This window comes from Glaciihabitans sp. UYNi722 (assembly GCF_040549465.1).
Lineage (GTDB): Bacteria > Actinomycetota > Actinomycetes > Actinomycetales > Microbacteriaceae > Lacisediminihabitans.
Window position 1 is genome coordinate 97,970 of record NZ_JBEPTL010000012.1, and the last position, 18,189, is coordinate 116,158.

General features: G+C 64.3%; 18 protein-coding genes and 1 tRNA gene. 13 read left to right on the plus strand and 6 right to left on the minus strand.

What is annotated here, in order from left to right; genetic code table 11:
• The first annotated feature begins 11 nt into the window (after positions 1-11).
• The 6 genes from mtrB (at position 12) to ABIB56_RS10675 (ending at position 8,554) form a co-directional block, all read left to right on the plus strand.
• Positions 12-1,616 carry an MtrAB system histidine kinase MtrB gene (gene mtrB / locus ABIB56_RS10650; protein ID WP_354569183.1) on the plus strand — a complete coding sequence of 535 codons (1,605 nt, stop codon included), beginning with the start codon at positions 12-14 and terminating at the stop codon, positions 1,614-1,616.
• The gene (locus ABIB56_RS10655; protein WP_354569184.1) at positions 1,609-3,303 is read left to right on the plus strand and encodes an LpqB family beta-propeller domain-containing protein; all 1,695 of its coding nucleotides are present in this window, start codon (positions 1,609-1,611) and stop codon (positions 3,301-3,303) included. Before mtrB ends, ABIB56_RS10655 begins: the two co-directional genes overlap by 8 nt.
• A 68-nt stretch (positions 3,304-3,371) precedes the next feature.
• Positions 3,372-4,028 carry a ComF family protein gene (locus tag ABIB56_RS10660; RefSeq protein WP_354569185.1) on the plus strand — a complete coding sequence of 219 codons (657 nt, stop codon included), beginning with the start codon at positions 3,372-3,374 and terminating at the stop codon, positions 4,026-4,028.
• 119 nt (positions 4,029-4,147) lie between these two features.
• Positions 4,148-4,843, plus strand: coding sequence for a ribosome hibernation-promoting factor, HPF/YfiA family (gene hpf, locus ABIB56_RS10665; protein ID WP_354569186.1), 696 nt, complete (start codon positions 4,148-4,150; stop codon positions 4,841-4,843).
• Between the two features lie 255 nt (positions 4,844-5,098).
• Positions 5,099-7,933 (plus strand): preprotein translocase subunit SecA, encoded by a 2,835-nt coding sequence (secA, locus tag ABIB56_RS10670; RefSeq protein WP_354569187.1) that lies wholly within the window; start codon positions 5,099-5,101, stop codon positions 7,931-7,933.
• A gap of 57 nt (positions 7,934-7,990) precedes the next feature.
• Entirely contained in the window at positions 7,991-8,554 is a 564-nt protein-coding gene (locus tag ABIB56_RS10675) for a protoporphyrinogen oxidase (protein WP_354569188.1), read from the plus strand.
• On the opposite strand, the gene ABIB56_RS10680 is transcribed toward ABIB56_RS10675, so the two are convergent.
• Positions 8,551-9,018 (minus strand): Rv3235 family protein, encoded by a 468-nt coding sequence (locus ABIB56_RS10680; protein WP_354569189.1) that lies wholly within the window; start codon positions 9,016-9,018, stop codon positions 8,551-8,553. The genes ABIB56_RS10675 and ABIB56_RS10680 overlap by 4 nt on opposite strands.
• A 170-nt stretch (positions 9,019-9,188) precedes the next feature.
• On the opposite strand from ABIB56_RS10680, the gene ABIB56_RS10685 reads away from it, so the two are divergent.
• Positions 9,189-9,785, plus strand: a complete 597-nt coding sequence (locus tag ABIB56_RS10685) for a hypothetical protein (RefSeq protein WP_354569190.1) — start codon at positions 9,189-9,191, stop codon at positions 9,783-9,785.
• Here ABIB56_RS10685 and ABIB56_RS10690 read toward each other — a convergent pair.
• Positions 9,761-10,078, minus strand: coding sequence for a helix-turn-helix domain-containing protein (locus ABIB56_RS10690; protein ID WP_354569191.1), 318 nt, complete (start codon positions 10,076-10,078; stop codon positions 9,761-9,763). The two genes, ABIB56_RS10685 and ABIB56_RS10690, sit on opposite strands and share 25 nt — an antisense overlap.
• Positions 10,079-10,198: 120 nt before the next feature.
• On the opposite strand from ABIB56_RS10690, the gene ABIB56_RS10695 reads away from it, so the two are divergent.
• Together ABIB56_RS10695 and ABIB56_RS10700 are read left to right on the plus strand one after the other, a co-directional pair.
• A complete protein-coding gene (locus ABIB56_RS10695; RefSeq protein WP_354569192.1) occupies positions 10,199-10,846 on the plus strand; it encodes an SAF domain-containing protein in 648 nt (215 codons plus the stop codon).
• Between the two features lie 3 nt (positions 10,847-10,849).
• On the plus strand, positions 10,850-12,085 hold the full coding sequence (locus ABIB56_RS10700; protein WP_354569193.1) for a CpaE/TadZ family protein: 1,236 nt from the start codon (positions 10,850-10,852) through the stop codon (positions 12,083-12,085).
• Here ABIB56_RS10700 and ABIB56_RS10705 read toward each other — a convergent pair whose 3' ends face one another.
• A complete protein-coding gene (locus tag ABIB56_RS10705) occupies positions 12,086-12,652 on the minus strand; it encodes a hypothetical protein (RefSeq protein WP_354569194.1) in 567 nt (188 codons plus the stop codon).
• A 260-nt stretch (positions 12,653-12,912) separates the two neighbouring features.
• Between ABIB56_RS10705 and ABIB56_RS10710 the strand changes: the two genes are divergently transcribed.
• Complete coding sequence (locus ABIB56_RS10710) at positions 12,913-14,406, plus strand: sensor histidine kinase (protein ID WP_354569195.1); 1,494 nt, start codon at positions 12,913-12,915, stop codon at positions 14,404-14,406.
• Positions 14,407-14,426: 20 nt separating this feature from the next.
• Here the strand turns inward: ABIB56_RS10710 and ABIB56_RS10715 are convergent, their stop codons facing one another.
• On the minus strand, positions 14,427-14,675 hold the full coding sequence (locus ABIB56_RS10715) for a WhiB family transcriptional regulator (protein WP_106211143.1): 249 nt from the start codon (positions 14,673-14,675) through the stop codon (positions 14,427-14,429).
• Positions 14,676-14,859: 184 nt separating this feature from the next.
• On the opposite strand from ABIB56_RS10715, the gene ABIB56_RS10720 reads away from it, so the two are divergent.
• Complete coding sequence (locus ABIB56_RS10720; protein WP_354569196.1) at positions 14,860-15,264, plus strand: hypothetical protein; 405 nt, start codon at positions 14,860-14,862, stop codon at positions 15,262-15,264.
• Between the two features lie 17 nt (positions 15,265-15,281).
• On the opposite strand, the gene bcp is transcribed toward ABIB56_RS10720, so the two are convergent.
• Complete coding sequence (gene bcp / locus ABIB56_RS10725; protein WP_354569197.1) at positions 15,282-15,776, minus strand: thioredoxin-dependent thiol peroxidase; 495 nt, start codon at positions 15,774-15,776, stop codon at positions 15,282-15,284.
• A gap of 143 nt (positions 15,777-15,919) precedes the next feature.
• Here bcp and ABIB56_RS10730 point away from each other — a divergent pair.
• Both ABIB56_RS10730 and ABIB56_RS10735 read left to right on the plus strand, forming a co-directional pair.
• Positions 15,920-15,992 (plus strand) — tRNA-Lys (locus tag ABIB56_RS10730).
• A 99-nt stretch (positions 15,993-16,091) separates the two neighbouring features.
• The gene (locus ABIB56_RS10735; protein ID WP_354569198.1) at positions 16,092-16,613 is read left to right on the plus strand and encodes an NUDIX domain-containing protein; all 522 of its coding nucleotides are present in this window, start codon (positions 16,092-16,094) and stop codon (positions 16,611-16,613) included.
• A 103-nt stretch (positions 16,614-16,716) separates the two neighbouring features.
• Here ABIB56_RS10735 and ABIB56_RS10740 read toward each other — a convergent pair whose 3' ends face one another.
• Positions 16,717-17,937, minus strand: coding sequence for an ATP-binding protein (locus ABIB56_RS10740; protein WP_354569199.1), 1,221 nt, complete (start codon positions 17,935-17,937; stop codon positions 16,717-16,719).
• Positions 17,938-18,189 lie beyond the last annotated feature (252 nt).

Genomic DNA, 18,189 nt, shown 5'->3' on the forward strand with positions numbered 1-18,189 from the left:
CTGCGAGCAGTATGAAACCTCTGGACTGGCGGTTGTACCCCGGTCGGCTGGCGCGATTCTGGCGCACGTCGCTGCAGTTTCGCACTGTCGCGATCACGGTGGTGCTCTCCGGTCTGGCCGTGCTCATCATCGGCTCGTACATCTCCATCAGCATCGGCAACAACCTTTTCGCTTCGCGCAGCTCCTCGGTTCAGGATGCGGCGAGAACCGCTCACAACCTGGCGCAGGATATCTTCAGCACGGCGGAAACCACGGGCGGACAGGGCGCCCCCGTCGAGCTGGACAGCCTTGCCGGTACGGTGCGGGACAAGCTGATTCCGGCCTCAGCCAATGCCGAGGGAATCACTTTCGCCTTGATGCGCACCCCTGGCCAGGTGACCCCGCAGTCCATGCAGCCGATCAGCACTCCCGACTTCCCGCAGGACGTCGTGACCAGCTCACTACGGAAGAGCGTCACGGCTGATCCGACACACGTGCAGTACCAGTCGGTGAGTCTGGCCGGGGGAGAGCCGGCGATCATCGTCGGCTCGCAGGTTCTGGCACCCGGCGCAGGCAACTACGAGCTGTACCTCGTCTATCCGCTTGGCGATTCGCAGCAGACCCTGAACTTCGTGACCCAGACCCTCGTGCTCGGCGGCCTCGCCCTCGTGCTGCTGATCGGAGCCGTCACCTATGTCGTCGTGCGGCTCGTGGTCGGACCGATCAGGCTCGCCGCAGAAACCAGTGAGAGGCTGGCCGCAGGCCAACTGGAGCAGCGGATCCCGGAAAAGGGGGAGGATGTGATCGCCACCCTCGCCCGATCCTTCAACGGCATGGCCGACAGCCTGCAGCAGCAGATCATCAAGCTCGCCGAGCTGTCACGTGTTCAGCAGCGCTTCGTTTCGGATGTCTCCCACGAGCTTCGTACTCCCCTCACCACCATCAGGCTGGCCGGCGACGTGCTCTACGACCAGCGCGACCAGTTCACGCCATCCACAGCGCGTACCGCCGAACTCCTGCACACGCAGGTGCAGCGCTTCGAGATCCTGCTGGCCGACCTGCTCGAGGTGAGTCGCTACGATGCCGGAGCCGTCGAGCTGGAACTCGAACCGACCAACCTGGTGCGCTTGGTCGAAGACGCCGTCGACTCCATGCAGCCGCTCGCCGAGGAGCGCGGCTCCGAGTTGCGGGTGGTGGCCCCTGGCGGCTACTTCGAGGCGGAGGTCGATGCCCGCCGCATCCGCCGCATCCTGCGCAACCTGCTCGGCAACGCTGTCGAACACGGCGAGGGCAAGCCCATCGTGGTGATGGTGGACAGCAACGAGAGCGCGATCGCCCTGGCGGTGCGTGACTACGGCATCGGGATGACGCCCACCCAGGCCTTACGCGTATTCGACCGTTTCTGGCGCGCCGACCCGTCCCGCCAACGCACGATAGGCGGAACCGGCCTCGGCCTCGCGATCTCCCTCGAGGACGCCACGCTGCACGACGGCTGGCTCGAAGTTTGGTCTGAGCTCGGCATCGGCACCTGCTTTCGGTTGACCCTTCCGCGCGATCCAGAGCTGCCGATCATCAGCTCGCCGCTCGAACTGCCGCCCGATGACTCCATTCCGATCGAGGGGATCGACAGTGTCTGATCGCCGCCGCGGCCTGGCCGTTCTCCTCTCGCTCGCCGTGATCGCCTCACTGTCGGCGTGCGTGAGCATCCCGTCATCCGGATCCGTCGACCAGGGGGTGTCCATCAACGAGGACTCCAGCGGCGGAAACGTGCAGTACAACCCGGAAGGCCCCGTGGCCGGGGCGAAACAGCAGGACATCCTCAAGGGATTTGTCGCAGCCTTCACCTCGGCGACCAACGGTTACGCGGTGGCGAAGCAGTACCTGTCGAGCGACTTCCAGAGCAAGTGGGATCCGCGCACCGCCGTACAGGTGCGCAACGGTCCCGCCCGCATCGCACAGGTCGACGACACGAGCATGGAGTACTCATTCACCGCCTCGGCGACGGTGGACCCCTTCGGAGCCTACAAAGGCGGCAGCCAGCCATTCACTCTCGACTTCTCCTTCGTCAAGGAGCGTGGGCAGTGGCGCATCAGCTCCGCGCCATCCGGAATCGTGCTCTCCGACCAGACCTTCCAGCGCATCTTCGTGCCGAGTCCGATCTATTTTTTCGACGCCGACAACCAGCATCTCGTGCCCGACCTGCGCTGGTTTCCGAACGGCACAGCCGCCACCAGGGTCGCCGCCGCCCTCCTGCAGGGACCACCGGCCTGGCTCACGGGTTCTGTCTTCTCCCGGTTCCCCGACGGCACGCAGCTCTCGGACGGCAGTTCGGTCGTCGTGGACTCCGGCGTCGCGCGCGTCGACCTCAGCAAGGAGGCGTCCGCAGCGACGGCCAAGGACCGCCAACTCATGCAGGTACAGCTCTCGGAGAGCCTCAGGTCGGTGCCGAGCATCTCGCGCGTGAGCCTGTCTGTCGAGGGAACACCGTTGCAGATCGATGACCTCGGGGCGAGCGGGCCGCAAGCCGACACCAAAGTCGATCCACAGGCTCTCGTCTTTCGCCAGAACGAGTTCGGCTTCTACGCCAATGGCAAGGTGGCGTCGCTGAGTGGCCTCAGCACCAAGGTCGTCGCTCTGAATCCGGATGCTGCGACCCTCTCCTCCGACCAGACCGTCGCCGCCGTGCTCGCGAGGGGCGGTGTCTCGATCGTGCGCAAGGGAACGACGGCGGCCACCGCTACGGCTCCTCCGATCGACACGCGGCCCGGACTCATCCCGCCCTCCCTCGACGAGAGCGGCTACGTCTGGTCGGTGCCTACGAGTAGTCCGAACGCGATCAACGTCTACGACGAGACAGGTCAACTGCATCAGCTGACCTCGCCTGGGCTACCGGCCGACGCACAAATCGTCTCACTCGAGATTTCACGGGACGGCGCGCGAGTCGCGATCCTGCTCTCCACGAGCACCGGGCCTCGGCTGGTCGTCGCCGCAATCCTGCGCGACGAGAAGCAGGTGCCGCTGAGCCTCGGTACCCCCATCCTCGACGTGTCCTTCGACGGCGACGTGGCTGTGGACGCATCCTGGGCCGACCAGCTGACCGTCGCCACCCTGGTGATCAGCGAGGGACAGTCCAACGTCCAGCTGTTCACCGTGGGAGGCCAGCGCGTGTCGCTCGACCCCTTCGTGCCTGCCGCCGCCATCGTCGGCGGCAACAGCGGCCAGGACGGTCTGCGGGCGCTCGGCGCCGACCACACGATCTGGACCTATCGCGGCAGCTGGCAGAGCAGCAAGATCACCGCCGACTTCATCGCCACCCAGCGCTGACGGCGCGGCTCTCCACAGATTCCTCGCCGTAGTCCGGCGGCTGCTCGCTGGCGCGGCATCCTTGGCCGATGGCCTCACTGCTGCTCGGCGCGATGCTCGGAGCCGCGCTCGACGCGTGGGCGGTGCTCCTGCCGGTCAGCTGCGCTGGTTGCGGCGCGGACGACCGGGCGCTCTGCCTCATTTGCCGGTCCGCTCTCCGTCCGACATTGCATCGCCAGCAGCTCGTCGACGGGATGTCCGTCGTCTCGGCCGTCAGCTACGAGAAGGTGGCGCGTCGTGCGATCCTCGCTTTCAAAGAACAGGGCAGAACGGATGTCGCGCGTCCACTTGCGGCATCCTTCGCCACCGCGATCGCCTCCGCTGTCGCCGGACGCGTGGAGCTCGTCTCGATCCCGGCCAGCCGGGATGGCTTCCGCCGCCGCGGTTACGATCCGGTGCGCTTCCTGTTGCGCCGTGCGCACCTGCCACGGCCGTCGCCCGTGCTGTCTGCGTCGCACGAGCGGGCGCACCAGAAGACGCTCGGTCGACACGAGCGCGAGCTCAACCTCGCCGGATCGCTGGCTGTCACCGGCCAGCTCGCGGGGCGCAGATTCCTGCTGGTCGACGACGTCGTGACGACAGGAGCGACGCTGGCGGAGGCCGCTCGGGCCGTGCGTGACGGCGGTGGCGAGGTGATCGGCGCGGCCACCCTGGCCTTCACTCCGAGGTACTTCGGCGATTCCTAGGTCACGCCAAGCGAAACCCGTGACAAGCACAGGGTCACAGGTCTACGGTGGGCAAAAGAGGCGCGGAAGTATCGCCTGGTTCCACCGGGCGTCGCGCCGAACGGAACTAGGAGGACGCCATGGAAATTTCCATCAACGGTCGCAACCTAGGGATCACTGATCGATTCCGGGACTACGCAACGGAGAAGGCGGAGAAGATATCCCATCTCGCCGAGAAGGCGCTTGCGTTCGAAATCAAGGTCAGTCGGCACAGTGAGAAGAACGGTACAAGCGGCGACGACCGCGTCGAACTGACTCTCATCGGGCCTGGTCCTCTGGTGCGCGCGGAGTCCAGCGGATCCGACAAGTACGTCGCCCTCGATCTCGCCCTCGACAAACTGGTCGAACGGTTACGCCGAGCGAAAGACCGGCAGAAGGTCCATCGCGGGCAGCATCGTCCGACCTCCCTGCGCGAGGCGAGCGCTGGCGGGTTCAGCGTGACGGACATCCGCCCTGCCGACGCCGCCGTGATGGAAAAAGTGCGCACCGGTTCGATCGATGTGGTGGGGGAGTCGCCGGACGAGGAGGCCGAGGTGGAGTGGAGTCCGGTCGTCATCCGCAAGAAGGTGTTCGCATCCGTGCCGATGACGGTAGATGACGCCCTCTACTACATGGAACTGGTCGGCCACGACTTCTACCTCTTCATGGATGCCGAGACCGACCGACCGAGCGTCGTCTACCGTCGCAAAGGCTGGGACTACGGCGTGATCGGGCTCGACGATTCGGCGACAGAGTTGCAGGAGGTGGCCACGGCCACCCGCAAGATGCGCCGCTAGACAGACGGAGACCCTGGGGCCATCGCGGAGCTAGACGTGGTGGTCCCAGTTCGGTTGCCAGTCCTTTTTGGGCGTACGCGCATGGCGTATAGCACCGCCGTCAGGAAAGCCACGGGCTAGGCTTGCTAGCATTACGAACTGGTTACAGTCGCGCCGATTTCGCGGTGCGATGTCAGCCATACGCTTGCGGGAACGACCTGGTGCCAAGCGGTACCCGATTCATAACCCGACCGCCGAATGTATCTGGAGTGAGCAGTGGCCAACGTTCTTGAAAGGGTCCTCCGCGTTGGTGAGGGCCGAACCCTGCGGCGCCTCGAGCGCTACGCGCAGGCCGTGAATCACCTGGAAGACGATTTCAAGGAACTCAGCGACGAGGACCTCAAGAAGGAGACCGTCGAGTTCCGCGAGCGCTATTCCAACGGCGAGTCGCTCGAAGACCTGCTCCCTGAGGCCTTCGCCGCTATTCGAGAGGCAGCGACCCGCACCCTCGGCATGCGCCACTTCGACGTACAGCTCATGGGTGGCGCGGCTCTCCACCTCGGCAACATCGCCGAGATGAAGACCGGAGAGGGTAAGACCCTCGTCGCCACGCTTTCGGCGTACCTCAACGCGATCCCCTCCCGTGGCGTCCATGTCATCACTGTCAACGACTACCTGGCCAGCTACCAGTCGGAGCTGATGGGACGGGTGTTCCGCGCGCTCGGCATGAGCACCGGCGTCATCCTCTCCGGGCAGACGCCCGCAGAACGTCGTGAGCAGTACGCCGCCGACATCACCTACGGCACCAACAACGAGTTCGGCTTCGACTATCTGCGCGACAACATGGCGTGGCAGGCGAGCGACATGGTGCAGCGCGGCCACAACTACGCGATCGTCGACGAGGTCGACTCGATCCTCATCGACGAAGCCCGCACCCCGCTGATCATCTCGGGTCCAGCATCCGGTGAGGCCAACCGGTGGTTCGCCGAGTTCGCCAACCTCGCCAAGCGTCTTGTGCCAGAACTCGACTACGAGGTCGACGAGAAGAAGCGCACCGTCGGCGTGCTCGAGCCGGGCATCGAGAAGGTCGAGGACTACCTCGGCATCGACAACCTCTACGAGTCGGCCAATACCCCGCTCATCTCCTTCCTGAACAACTCGATCAAAGCGGATGCGCTGTTCAAGAAAGACAAGGACTACGTCGTGATGAACGGCGAGGTCCTCATCGTCGATGAGCACACCGGCCGCATCCTGATGGGTCGCCGCTACAACGAGGGCATCCACCAGGCCATCGAGGCCAAGGAGGGTGTCGAGGTCAAGGCCGAGAACCAGACCCTCGCCACCGTGACGCTGCAGAACTACTTCCGCCTCTACAAGAAGCTCTCCGGTATGACCGGTACGGCCGAGACCGAAGCCGCGGAATTCATGAGCACCTACAAGCTCGGCGTGGTGGCCATCCCCACCAACAAGCCGATGCTGCGGCTCGACCAGTCCGACCTCGTCTACAAGAACGAGGAGGCCAAATTCGGCCAGGTCGTCGAAGACATCGTCAAGCGCCACGAGAAGGGTCAGCCGGTGCTCGTCGGCACGACCAGCGTCGAGAAGAGCGAATATCTCTCCAAGCTGCTCGCCAAGCGCGGCGTCAAGCACGAGGTGCTGAACGCCAAGAACCACGCGCGTGAGGCCGCAATCGTGGCGCAGGCCGGTCGTCTCGGTTCCGTCACCGTCGCCACCAACATGGCGGGTCGCGGTACCGACGTGATGCTCGGTGGTAACGCCGAGTTCCTCGCGGTCGCCGAGATGAACCAGCGCGGACTCAGTCCGGTCGACACCCCAGATGAGTACGAGACCGAGTGGAACGCGGTCTTCGATCGTGCAAGGTCCATCTCCTCCGAAGAGGCGGAGAAGGTCGTCGCAGCCGGTGGTCTCTACGTGCTCGGCACCGAGCGCCACGAGTCGCGCCGCATCGACAACCAGCTGCGTGGTCGCTCCGGACGCCAGGGCGACCCGGGCGAGAGCCGCTTCTACCTGTCCCTTACCGACGACCTGATGCGGCTGTTCAACTCGGCCGCGGCGGAATCGCTGATGGGTCGTGGCAATGTGCCCGACGATCTCGCCATCGAGTCGAAGGTGGTGAGCCGTGCCATCCGCAGTGCCCAAAGCCAGGTCGAGGCTCGCAACGCCGAGATCCGCAAGAATGTGCTCAAGTACGACGATGTTCTCAATCGCCAGCGCGAGGCGATCTACGGCGACCGCCGACACATCCTCGAGGGCGACGATCTGCAGGACCGCACGCAGAAGTTCCTGGAGGATGTCATCACCGAGGTCGTCGAGGTGCACACGGCAGATGGCCACGCCGACGACTGGGACTTCGAGGCGCTCTGGACAGAACTCGGCACGCTCTACCCCGTGTCCATCACCATCGACGAACTGCTCACCGAGGCCGGTGCGCGCAACAAGATCACGGGCGCCCTTCTGAGCGAAGAGATTCTCTCGGATGCCCGGCTGCAGTACGAGTCGCGCACCAAAGCTCTTGGTGAACCGGCCATGCGCGAGCTCGAACGTCGTGTCGTGCTCTCCGTGATCGACCGTCGTTGGAGAGACCACCTCTACGAGATGGACTACCTCAAAGACGGCATCGGCCTGCGCGCCATGGCGCAGCGCGACCCGCTGGTCGAGTACCAGCGTGAGGGTTTCGCCCTGTATCAGAGCATGATGGGCCAGATCCGCGAGGAGTCCGTCGGCTTCCTGTTCAACCTCGAGGTCGAGGTCACCGGTGGCGAGGCCACCGCCGCTGTTCCGACCGTCGCGGCGAAGGGGCTCGGAGCATCCGGGGCCCCCGTCGAGCGGTTGAGCTACTCAGCCCCGAACGCCGATAACCAGGGCGAGGTGGAGGTTCGCAACGCGCGCGGCCAGCTCGACCAGGGATCGACGGCCAAGGCGCAGGAGAAGCAGGAATCCGCCAATGCCGACACGGGCGGAGCCTCCTTCGGTCGGGCGGCGACCGCGGAGGGTCAGCGTGGTGCATTCGGACAGAACACCGGCGGCGATACTGCGGCACCCGTCAACCGTGCGGAGCGTCGGGCCCAGGGCAAGAACAAGGGACGCTAACCGTTCGTCGGGAGTCAAGCCCTACCCGGTGTCGTCGCACCCACTTAGGCTGGGGGCATGAGATCCAAACTCCCGCTCCTCGTCGGTCTTGCTCTCGGCTTCGTGCTCGGTGCACGGGCGGGGCGTGAGCGCTACGAACAGATTCGCGGGAGTGCGGCACGACTCTGGGAGAGTCCGGCAGTGCGCAGGAGGCGCGAAGAGGTGGAGAGTTACGCGCGCCAGCAGGTTCCGGTCATCCGAGCGAGAGCAGAGTCTCTGGCTAAAGCGGCCCCGGGAGCGATCTCGGAGGGTGCTCGCACGACAGCGTCGACCGCGCGAAACGTCGCGGAGCGCACAGCGACTCTGGCGAAGGATGTCTCGCAGACCGTCACCCACACCGCAAGGGATGTCGCCGGCAAGACCGCGACCACCGCGGGCGATGTGGCCGAGCGTGCCGCCGACGTGGCCAAGGATGCAGCAACTCTGGTCACTGACACCGCGGACGACGTAAGGGATCGCGTCACGGCGACCGCCTCTGAGCTGCGCGACCGCGGTGAAGAGGTTGGCGCGCAGATCGTTGCGCGGGCCAGTTCCGCGCGGGACGATGCCCTCGCCGAGATCGACGATGAGGACGACCGCTAGAGCACGTTGATGGCGGTCGCCCGCCAGCGATTGTCCAGGCCCTCGAGGCGCAGGGCGACAGCGCGGGTGCGAGCCCGTCCGCTGACGATGACCACGGCTTCCACCACGCCGTCGCGCGGTTCGCTGATCGAGGTGGAGCCGATCGTGAAGCTGGGGCGGGTAACGGCCTGGCCCCTGGCCTGGCGGCCCCTCGCCGACAGCACGACCCGTTTCAGCAGGTTTCGGTAAACGTCGTCGGTGACCCAGCGGGAGATCTGTTCGAGTTCGCGGGCGCCGGCCAGGATCTCGATGACACAGCGTGTGAGGTTCTCCAGCAGCGGCTCCGGGTTCGGTAGCGATGATCGCGAAGCAGGCTGCAGGCCGAAGAAATCGTCGGAGTGGAAACGCGACTTGATGACTTTGCTCGGCAGAATCTCCTGCGCCGATGCCTCGTCTGGCTGGCCTAGCGGAACTGTCGTGCTCATAGCGGGCTCCGAAACTCGTGAGGTCGAGGGCGCCGACTCCCCACCCCCGAACGGGGGGAGACGCCCTTGGTTAGTCACTAAAGCAGTAGATGCAAGCGGATGTCCACGCCCCAATGTGGGGCTGTGGATAACCTCCCCGCCACGGCCCCCGACATGACTAGTTTCCTTCCATGCGCTGGGACAACCTCTTCGACGACCTGGAAAGCCAGCTGGAGCAGGAGCTGAGCGCCGAAGAGATCGACCTCCAGGCCGAGGAGGAGCGACTGCGGCTCGGTCGGCTCTCGGTACGCGATCGCATCATGGCGATGCACGAGAGTGGCGGCATCCACGGTCCGATCCGGGTAATGCTGTGCACCGGCACGATCATCGCGGTGCTGCCGCGCACCATCGGGCGGGACTGGATCTCGGGTGACCTGGTCGAGGAGTCGCAACGCCAGTCGCAGTGCATCCTGCCGATCGCAGCGATCGCCAGCCTGGTGCTGAGTCGCGACCAGGTCGCGGGCAGCCTGGCCTCCGCCTCGATCCCGGAGCCAGCGCACGGACTGTCGGCTCGGCTCGGGCTGAGTTTCGTTCTTCGCGACCTGTGTCGTCGTCGTCGGGCGGTCGACGTGCAGGTCGCGTCCGGCACGTTGCACGGCACCATCGACAGGGTCGGTCGTGACCATCTCGATCTGGCGATCCACGACGCCGGAACCCCGCGTCGCGAGAATGCGGTCACCCAGTATCGGCTGGTGCCCTTCGATCAGGTCCAGCTGCTGCGGGTCTGATCGCGCCGGTTGGCGTCGAAGGAGTACTCGGGCAGGCTCGCGTATTCCGACTGGTTCCAGAGGCTCATGCGCCGAGCCTCTTCGTACTTGGCTTCGATGTAGGACTCGAGCACCGAGCGCTCCACCCGCCAGTGACCGTGCCCGCCGATCTTGATCGCCGGCAGTTCTCCCGAGCGAACGAGAGCATAGGCCTGGCTGGCCGATACGTTGAGAATCTCCGCCGTGTCCGCGAGCGTGAGAAAGCGCCCGAGCGTGCCGGAAACCTCCGATTCGGGGGAGTTCGCATCGTTCATCCCTCGATTATGTGCGCGAAGGGCGGGTGGGAACGGGGGTGTGGATAACTTTCCCCGCATCCGCCGACCCTCGCGACCATGGAGACACGCAGCTGCGACATCACGAGCCGGGAGACGAGCATGAGTTCCACGACAACCTCGCAACGGAAGGAGGGCGGATCGAGATCATGGTGGTTCGACCCTCGCTTCGCCGTCGGTCTCGGGCTGGTGGCAGCCTCCGTCATCGGTGTGCTCTGGCTGGTGTCGACCGCTGACAGTAGCGTGCAGGTTCTGGCGGCCCGCGCCGCGCTGAGTCCTGGCGACCGCATCGACGCAGGTGATCTCGTGTCCCAGAGCGTGAGGCTGGACGGCGCGGAAGGAAAGTACCTCACGGGTGATGACGTTCCGGATGCCGGATTCGTCGTGACCAGGTCGGTCTCCGCGGGGGAGCTTGTACCGGCGTCCGCGGTTGGCAGTCCGGCCGGCGTGACGGTCGCCTCCATCGTCGTGAGCGTCCGGGGCGAACTCGCTCGCTCCATCGAGGCAGGCACCAGCGTCGACATCTGGTCGGCTCACGAGACAGAGAACGGAGCGTTCGGGCCGCCGGCCGTTCTGGTCTCCTCGGCCGCCGTCGTGCGCATTGTCGAGTCGAAAGGCATCATCGCCGACCAGGGCGGGGAATCCGTCGAAGTACTGGTGCCGCGAACCAAGACGGCGCGCGTACTCGAGGCGATCGCCAACGACGACGCGATCTCACTCGTGCCGGTGAGCCTTCCGGCGAAGGGCTGACCGATGGCACGCATCGCGCTGGCGCTCCCGCTCGACGCCGAGGACCGACTGTCGATCGACCTGGTGCGTCACGGATACGACCTGGTCGCCCGCTGCTCGAGCGCTGACGAACTGGCGGCGTCGCTCAGCGGCGTCGGGGCGGAGTATGCGGTCGTCTCCGCGGCATCCCGCTATCTCAACGACCGCCTGATGGCGGAGGCGGATGCCGTGGGCGTGAGGGTGGTGGCCATGATCGCCTCGGAGGCCGACCGCCGCCAGGCCGCGGATCTCGGCCTGCACGAGGTCGTGGCCGTCGACGCGGAGTGGATCGAGATCGAGACCGTGCTTCTCGGGGACGTGGCGCCGACACCGGTCGCGGGGGAGCGGCATCTGGGAACCGTGCTCGCGGTCTGGGGTCCGGCCGGCTCGCCGGGCAGAACCACTCTCGCGATCAATCTCGCGGCGGAACTGGCGGCGGCCGGCCATACCGTCGCGCTCGCCGACGTCGATACGCACAGCGGGTCGATCGCGCCGGCCCTCGGGTTGCTGGATGAGGCGCCTGGCTTCGCCGCAGCCTGTCGCCTTGCCGGGGCAGGCAGCCTTGATCGCGCAGAACTGGAGAGGATCGGGCAACGCTATCTCTCCGCACGCGGCGGCTTCTGGGTACTGACCGGCATCGGTAGGCCCAGCCGCTGGCCGGAGCTGTCGGCTGAGAGGGTGGTCGGCGCGATCGCCGCGTGCCGTGACTGGGTCGACTACGTCGTGATCGACACCGGCTCCAGTCTCGAGAACGACGAGGAGATCAGCAGCGACCTGTTCGCGCCGCGCCGCAATGCCGCCACGATCGCCGCCCTCCGCGAGGCCGACCATGTCGTCGCTGTCGGATCGGCCGATCCCGTAGGGCTATCGCGGTTCCTGCGCGCACACGTCGATCTTCTCGAGACGATCGTCACCAGCCGGGTCACCGTCGTGATGAACAAGATCCGGGCCAGCGCTATCGGCCTCGGCCCGGCAACCCAGGTGAAGGAGACGCTGCAGCGATTCGGTGGCATCAGTTCACCGGTGCTGGTGCCGCACGATCAACTCGCCCTCGATGCCGCCATCCTCAGCGGCAAGACGCTGTTCGATGTCGCGGCCAGATCGTCGGCGCGGTTGGCGATCGGCCAGTTCGTCGAGGAACGTATCCTGCCCCGCCAGCCGACCACAACGCGTCGAGCGAAGCGGGCACGTCGCCGCAGACTGGAAGCTGTCACCGGTTGATCAGCGAGTGCGCAACCTATCGAGCAGTGCGACCTTGCCCTGCCGCGAATAGCCGGTGAGGCCGATTTCGCGTGCTTTGGTTCGCAGCTCGGTGAGGGTCCACGACTCGGAGGGCGTCGGGCTCTGCGTCGTGGTGGGCGAGGCCTGTGCGCGAGCGCGGACTGTGCGCGGCGCCGCAGTTCCGGTTCGAACCGTGGTTCGCGGGCGGAGGGGTGTCCTGGTCGGCGTGGTCTTCTGACCCTTCGCCGTGGGCGCGACTTTCTTCGCGGGCGCCGCTTTTCTTGTTGGTGCAGCGACGATCTGGGCGGCGGTCGCCACCAGGTCCCTGGTCTTCTTGCTCGCATCGCGGCCGGACTTCTTCACGGCCTCGGCCTTCTTCGACGTCTTCTTCTTCGAGTTGGCCGTGTTCTTCTTCAGTGCATCCTTGGCTTTGTCCGCAAGCTTCTTCGCCTGCGTCTTTTCTGCAGCGAGGGCTTTCTTCGCCTTCTGCAGCTGCTTCTTGAGCTTGTCTTCCGCGGCCTTGCGATCGGCCTTCCTGGTCGGCTTCTTGTCGGACTTCGATGCCACGGTGATCCCCTGTCTACGGCGCGAGCCATTCTCGCGCGTGAGGACATTCTCTCGCGAGACCCCGGGGCAGGCCATCGAAAACGCCGTGCCACGCGGGTCATCCTGCCGATGAGTGTTCTCCACGTCGCTCAGAGTGCCAAATGAAGGGGATGGTGCCTGTTGTGGCGGTTCCTATCCCGAGATTCCGGGGGCACTGCGCGGGAACTCCTTCATTTGGCACAGGGCGCACGACCTCTCGGCGCGAACTCTAAGCTTGAACCGTGTCGACTCTCTCTGATCTCGTGCTCGCGCAGGGCCGCTCGGATGCGGCGGACATCGAGTGGCTCCACCTCCTGGTCGGTGACTGGCAGTTGCTCGCCGACCTGGCGTTCGCCGACATCGTGCTCTGGGTTCCGACCCAGGACGGCAGCTTCGTGGCCGTCGCTCACGCGCGCCCGTCGAGTTCTGCGACGCTGTTCTACCGCGACTTCGTCGGGCAGGCGATCAAACCGGAATGGAAGAGCCAGGTCACCGACGCCTTCGAGTCCGCGCAGATCGTGGACTCCGCCGCTCCCGACTGGTATGAGGAGACACCGACCAGGGTGCGGGCCGTACCGGTGCTGCGCCGGCTCTCTGCGGGGGGATCGGAGACGTCGAAGCATCCGATCGCAGTCATCAGCCGTCACACCAATCTGAGCGAAGCACGCACGCCGAGCCGCCAGGAGCTCACCTTCAACGAGTGTGCCAGCGATCTCTTCGCCATGATCTGCGCCGGCGACTTTCCTGATCTCGGTGCGCCGACGGGTCCTCGCCGTGGTGCGCCGCGTGCCTCCGACGGACTGCTGCGCCTGGATGTCGACGGCAACGTGACCTTCGCGAGCCCCAACGGTCTCTCGGCGTTCAACCGCATGGGCTTCGCCGGCGAACTCGAGGGTGAGTCGCTGGCCGAGGTCACGACGACCCTGCTCACCGGCAAGCTCATCGTGGACGAGTCGCTTCCGCTCGTGGTGACCGGGCGCGCGCCGTGGCGCACCGACATCGAAGCCAAAGGCGTGACGGTGTCGTTGCGCGCCATCCCGATCCGGGATCGTGGTGAGCGCATCGGTGCGATCGTGCTGTGCCGCGACGTGACAGAGGTCCGCCACCAGGAGCGCGAACTCATCACGAAGGATGCCACGATCCGCGAGATCCACCACCGGGTCAAGAACAACCTCCAGACGGTGGCGTCACTGCTGCGCATCCAGGCCCGCCGCTCCCACTCGGACGAGGCGCGCGAGTCCCTCAACCAGGCGATGCGTCGCGTGGCCGCCATCGCCGTGGTGCACGACACCCTCAGTGAGGGCCTCAATCAGAACGTGGACTTCGATGTGGTCTTCGACCGCGTGCTCAAACTCATCGCCGAGGTCGCGTCGACGCACAACACGAAGGCGCACCCGAAATTCACCGGCAGCTTCGGCGTACTGCCGAGCGAGTACGCCACTCCGCTCTCCCTTGCCCTCACCGAGCTGGTCACCAACGCGGTGGAGCACGGGCTTGCCGGCCGGGAGGGCATCGTCGAGATCATCGCCGAGCGCACCGACGAGACGCTGAGCGTGCAGGTGCGTGACAACGGCAGCGGACTACCGGAGGGGAAGGTCGGCTCGGGGCTCGGCACTCAGATCGTGCGCACCCTCATCCAGGGCGAACTGGGCGGCACGATCGACTGGCACACCATGGTGGGCGATGGCACAGAAGTGACCATCGATATTCCACTGGCGTGGCTGACGAAGAGCTGACCGAGGTCAGCGGTGAGAAGCTAGGAAGCGCGACGGGCGCGTGCGGCGCGACGCTTGAGGGCGCGACGCTCGTCTTCGCTGAGTCCACCCCAGACGCCGGAATCCTGGCTGGTTTCGAGCGCGTACTGGAGGCACATTTCGGTGACGCTGCACCGACCGCAGACTGCCTTGGCCTTGTCGATCTGGTCGACGGCCGGTCCGGTGTTCCCGACAGGGAAGAAAAGTTCGGGGTCGGCTGTGAGGCAAGCAGCTTTGTCGCGCCAATCCATCAGGGGGTGCTCCTTTTGTTGCAGAACGCAGGGCCATAGAGTCCTGTGCAGAGGTCGAACGACCAAGATTCAGGGGGAGAATGGTAATTCCGGGAAGTGCTCACGGCCCTGTGAGTGCAAATCAACCTCACATAGAATCTCATATTGGTTGTAGCAAATCAATAGTTGACTAAGGGACGAAGCTGTGAGCACACAGGGAATTTCGCGCAGACCACCCCTCCTGGTGGCGCTTGCGGCGCTCCTTTTCCTCGAGTGTGCGGCGCTGGTGGCCGCGGCTGTCTACCTCGTGGTGGAGCTGCTGGTCGCTCGCCCGGATTCCTATGCGAGTGCCGTCGCGATCCTCGTATTGACTGTATTGGCGGCGATCTGGCTGGGCACGATGGCCGTGCACGCGCTGCTCGGCCGACCGTGGATCCGCGGCGCCGCCGTGGTTTGGCAGGTGCTGCAAATCGCCATCGCGATCGGCAGCTTCCAGGGATTCTTTCCGCGACCGGATCTCGGCTGGTTTTTGATAGCACCAGCTGTTCTCGTGCTGGTGCTACTGTTCACGCCCTCCGTGATCGCCGCGACCCGGCGCCCGGAAGGCTAAGACTCGAGCGTCAGGCGTCAGGCGTCAGGCGTCGAGGCGTCGAGGCCGAGCTTCTTGCGCAGCGAGGCGACATGACCGGTTGCCTTGACGTTGTAGAGCGGTAGCTGGATGGCTTCTGTCTCGTCCACCACGAAGGTGGAGCGGATGGTGCCGGTGACTGTCTTGCCGTACATCGACTTCTCGCCGTAGGCGCCGTACGCGTTGTGCACCGCGAGGTCAGGATCGCTGAGCAGGGGGAAGTTGAGGCCCTGCTCTTTCTGGAACTTTCTCAGGGCATCCGTCTTGTCCTTGGAAACTCCGAGCACCTGGTAGCCGGCGGACTTGAGCGAGTTGATATTGTCGCGGAAGTCGCAGGCCTCTTTCGTGCATCCTGGCGTGCTCGCCGCGGGGTAGAAGTAGACGATGACCTTCTGCCCGGCATAGTCGGCGAGGGAGACCGGCTTGTCGTCCTGGTCGTTGAGAGTGAAAGCGGGTGCGGTGTCGCCCGCTTCCAGCCTGACGGATGCCGACATGTTGCTCCTCGAATTCGTTCGTTGGGATGCACCAATTCTACGGAGCGAACGCTCTTCAGGACTGGTCGGAGCCTCGGTTGGCGAGGTCGTCGCGCACGATGCTAATGTTGACCTTCGGTTCTCGCGTAACGTCGAGACACTGCGCACCTCTAGCTCAATTGGCAGAGCAACTGACTCTTAATCAGTGGGTTCCGGGTTCAAGTCCCGGGGGGTGCACTTTTTATGTCCTCCGACCAGCGTTTATAGTGCTCCAATCGGAAATTGAGCCGACGTCAATGTGCCCCGCTCACCGATTACTCACCGAAATAGTCAACGATGAAACGGCAAAACCCCCGCCTGGAGGGCAGGGGTTTTGCGGTCTTTCGAGGTCGCTTCAAGAGTCCAGCGACGTCGATGCTCGTCTTGCTTAGCGATGATCGCCAAAGTCACGCCGTTATCAAGTTCCCGTCGACACTAGAAAACCCCTCCGGCTTCCACCGGTTGATCGGCGGTAGCGTCGAGCTCGGCGAGACGTCCCTACAGGCCTTCAAGCGGGAAATCCGAGAAGAGTTCGGCGCCACCGTGGTCCACCCAGAGCTGCTCGGTGTGGTCGAGAACATTTTCACCCTCGACAAGGAGCCTGGCCACGAGATCGTCTTCATCTTTGGTAGCCGGCTGGCCGGAGGGGAGGTGATTCCGCCGGAGGGCGGAATGTTCAGCGATAACGACGAGCCGATGTGGGTCGAGTGGAGACTAATCGACGACGCCGAAACAGCGATTCCGCTGTTTCCCGAAAGTAGCGCTGCCCTTGCTGCCGAATACGCTCTGTCCCTTTCTCAGGCAGAGAAGCACCCGTAAACGGCCAACTTCGAAATCAGGTCTGTGCGGTGGCACCACCCATGCGACCGGCACGCTGACCGCGAGCGGAACGTCTTGCGGGACGCGCTGTGCCCTCGACGTCCTAGCTGCTTCTATTCTTTCGTTTCTGGACCGCAGGGATCACTAGCTCGCGGACCGCTCGAAGCATGAATTTATCAAAATCCGGAACGGTGAACGCTGCGTACCCATGCTCTGGGGTGTAGAGCAGACCCATATCGATCAGTTCTGCCCGGGTCGGCCCAAGTTGCGTCGAATCGCGCTCCATCACGCGAGCTACGTCGGCCGCCTTCTGTGGTTCAGGCCCAAGCTGTGCCATCGCACGCATGTACGCAGTCTGAAGCGGCGTCGCCCGGTCAAGACGTACCCGAAAGAACGATGCATCCAGTTTTGCCTCATACGCTTCCTGGGCAACTCTGACGTCCTCCTCCGTGATGATGTCGCCCTCCGCAACATCCCAAACCTGGTAGCCCAGCTCTTGGATAAAATACGGATAGCCCCTTGTGGTCTGCATCGCGAGCTCGAGCGCCCCGGCACTGTAGTTCACTCCGTCAAGTTTGGCCGGCGCCTCCAGCGCCTCGCGCGCATCCGGATCATTCAGCGAATCGATCCTCGGGAAGTTGAACAGCCGCTCTGCATAAGATTTGGCGTCGCCGGCCAGCTCGGCGATTTGGGGAAGACCCGCCCCCACCAAGGTAATCGGCAGCTTGCGCTGCACAGTCTTGTGGATCGCCTGGATCAATGCCTCGAGCTGACTTGATCTGAGAAATTGAATTTCGTCGATAAGAAGAGCAACCCCACGTCCTTGCTCCTTCGCTGCCTCACCGACTGCAAGAAACGTGTCGGTGAGATCCATCCCGAGATCGCCGTGGTCGGCGACTCCTTCAGCGGGTGGGATGTCCCAGGACACGCTGAAAGCTCCTGAGCTGTCTAGTGACGCCCCGAAAGCGCTGAGCACTTCGGCCGCGCGTCGACTGCGGTCGGTCCATCGTGCTCTTGGGGACAGTCGAAGCAGGACGGCCTTTAACTGCGTGAACATTGTTTGACGGAATCGACTGTCGTCGTACTTGCTCGCCTCTAATTCCACCACTTCCCACTTCGCCTCGCGGGCGATCTCCGCAAACTCGTTGAGAAGCACAGTTTTTCCTACGCCGCGGAGCCCCGTGATGATCATTGATTGATTGGTCCTCCCACTAGATAAACGAGTGAGGAGTACTTTGAACGACTCCTTGTGCTCGTCGCGACCGACAATGATTTCTGGCGATGCGCCGGCGTTTGGGGTGTATGGATTTTGTGCCTTATCCATGTCAACCAAATTTCTATCTTTAGACCATTTTATCTGCGACTAATAAAGTAACCTAAAGACAATAAATAAGGTAACGGTGTCCCCGGCATCCCACGAAATTTCGCGACTTACTTCGAGCATCGTCAGAGCAACCCTCAGTGGCCGCCTAGGGCGTGTTTCCTAACGGTTTGAGCCAGATTGTGATGGCCCGAAGGACGACTCCGCCGCGGTAGGTGAGGGCGAGTTTGTCGTATCTGGTTGCGATGCCGCGCC